This window comes from Chlorogloea sp. CCALA 695 (assembly GCF_003003885.1).
Lineage (GTDB): Bacteria > Cyanobacteriota > Cyanobacteriia > Cyanobacteriales > Chroococcidiopsidaceae > Aliterella.
In genome coordinates, this window is the sequence record NZ_PVWN01000155.1 from 1 (window position 1) to 2,255 (window position 2,255).

Below are 2,255 nucleotides of genomic sequence, written 5' to 3' on the forward strand. Positions count from 1 at the left end.
CCATTGCTCTGCTTACCTCTTAGCCTTTTATCTCTTGATTCTTTTACTTATTATATCCGGAAAATGACAGAAAAGGGATAAGCTGATAGACATTCAAATTGCACTTTTAAAAACTGTATATTATGGTCTTTAGCTCCTGCCTCGTACAAATTAAGTGTCTAGTAGCTTATGATTCGCAAAGGACAAATTGTAGGCGTTGAGAAAAGAGATATTTTGGGGCAAGTCAAATTCATTACTCAACTTTTTGGCGTTGTGGCATAAATTGTTCTAGTTCTAGAACTCTTCTGTTCTTTAACTATTTTTGCAACACATCTAAGTATAATGATCCCCATCGACTCAACCCAGGACAATGATGGTATTTTCCTCATGACACAAATAATGAAACGCAGATGGTTTATTCAGCTAATGTTTGTGAGTACCGCGACCGCTATGCTCGCTAACCTAGCTAAGAAGACTTTGGCACAGAATGAGGTTCCACCGCAGCTCATCTATGGCATCCGCGCTGCTTCTGGAAAGGTACTTCTGCTGTCTTTAGAGCTAACCACAGGTCAAATTCAGGATTTAAGTGGCGACAACCCTGAAATTAGCCTAGAGCCAAACGAGCGCCTAAGCGGTTTCACTTCACTCCAGGATGGCACGTTTATACTAGCCACTGCTCCCACAGTAGCTAGTATAGTTGGGTCGGCTAGTCCTAGCCGCCTGCTTTCTTTTTCGTCTCCACAAGCGCTGCCAGCATTACAAGGACTGGAGCGAAATAGCACGGTTGAGAGTTTGCTGGGTACCAACGACGGCAAGCTTCTCAGTATTATCAGTTTAAATCAGGGGACTCCGCCATTTCGCCTAGCGTTTATTGACCAATACACAGGTCAAGTGAGTTTCATTGATGAACTGTCCCTGCCGCCTAACCAGCGGTTCAGCAATCTCAGCCAATATCCCGACGGACTCATTTACGCCACCAATCTTGCTCGTGAAGGCTCCATCAAACTTGTAAAACTAGACTGGCAGCAAGGAAATTTGATCAGTCTAGTTCAATTGAGCTATGACAATAAACCTTGGTCAAATGACTTGGCAAGCTTGGGCTGCTCTCTATCAAATCAACTTTATGGGTTGGGTGACCTCACTTATCAAGGAACTAATTCTCTGTTTGGAGTAGATGCAAGCACCGGAGTTTTGAGTCTAGTAAAACCGTTTGAAGTTGATAAGATTACGTTTAACCATCAATTGACACAGCCCACTCAAACCATCTTCACAACCCAGGTACCGAGTTTTCCAGATGCGACGGATGGCGTTCCCTACGAACTGGGAATGAAGTTTCAGAGTGCCAAAGACGGTCAAATTACTGCGATTCGCTATTGGAAAGCACCCAGCGAGACGGGTACTCATGTTGGCAAAATCTGGTCATTAACTGATGGCGCAACCTGGGCAACTGTTACTTTCTGTAACGAAACCGCCTCGGGTTGGCAACAGCAGACGCTCAACACACCATTGAACATTCAAGCCCACACCACCTACGTGGTGACCGTCAACATCAATAGCTACTATGTCGCCACTCAAAATGAACTGACAAGCCAAGTTATTAAAGGTGACCTCAGTACGGTTGCTGATGGGAACAATGGAGTGTACGGGAGTCCAGGGACTTTTCCAACAAATTCCTACCTGAACTGCAACTATTTCTGCGATCTGGCATTTACTGCCGCTACTGTTTCTGTCTAATCCCTCTCCTAAGAAACAATTTGAGTGGACGATGTAGTAACAAGGTTAAATCCCAAAGCTTGAGCCTTTTTACGGAGACTTTTGACAATCTGCTCCTGGTACCGCTGCTTGTATTCGCGTAAATGAGTTAATGCTGCTAATTTTAATTGCTTAAACTTCAACTCGTAAATTAGTGCTTGCTCTGTCAACCAATTAACTAATTCTTCTGTATCGTGGCTCTGTGCTTCTCGCGCATCCAAAAAACTCTCGGATTTGGGCGCGGTGATATTTAATGGAGCGCCCTTTTTGACAACTTCAGTGCTGTGGCAATGAGGACATTTAACTGGTAGCCAAACGGTCATAATACTTTACTAATCTCTCTACTCTTTACTCTCTACTCCTTACTGATTATAGCCAACCAACTGATCTATAACATCACCCTTTTTTTGTGCTGTTTTCCCATCTCTAACTATGTTAGTAAGCTACTAAGCTAATAGACTTCTAAAGAGTATAAAATTAAAGTCTGAAATCTTCAAAGTACAAGGACAATGCCTGCGAAAGGA

General features: G+C 43.3%; 2 protein-coding genes. One reads left to right on the top strand and one right to left on the bottom strand.

The genetic code is table 11. The features are described 5' to 3' along the window. The first annotated feature begins 366 nt into the window (after positions 1-366). Positions 367-1,713 (top strand): DUF4082 domain-containing protein, encoded by a 1,347-nt coding sequence (locus C7B70_RS25650; protein ID WP_233221170.1) that lies wholly within the window; start codon positions 367-369, stop codon positions 1,711-1,713. An 8-nt stretch (positions 1,714-1,721) separates the two neighbouring features. Here the strand turns inward: C7B70_RS25650 and C7B70_RS27455 are convergent, their stop codons facing one another. Continuing rightward, positions 1,722-2,054 (bottom strand): hypothetical protein, encoded by a 333-nt coding sequence (locus tag C7B70_RS27455; protein WP_199192584.1) that lies wholly within the window; start codon positions 2,052-2,054, stop codon positions 1,722-1,724. Positions 2,055-2,255 lie beyond the last annotated feature (201 nt).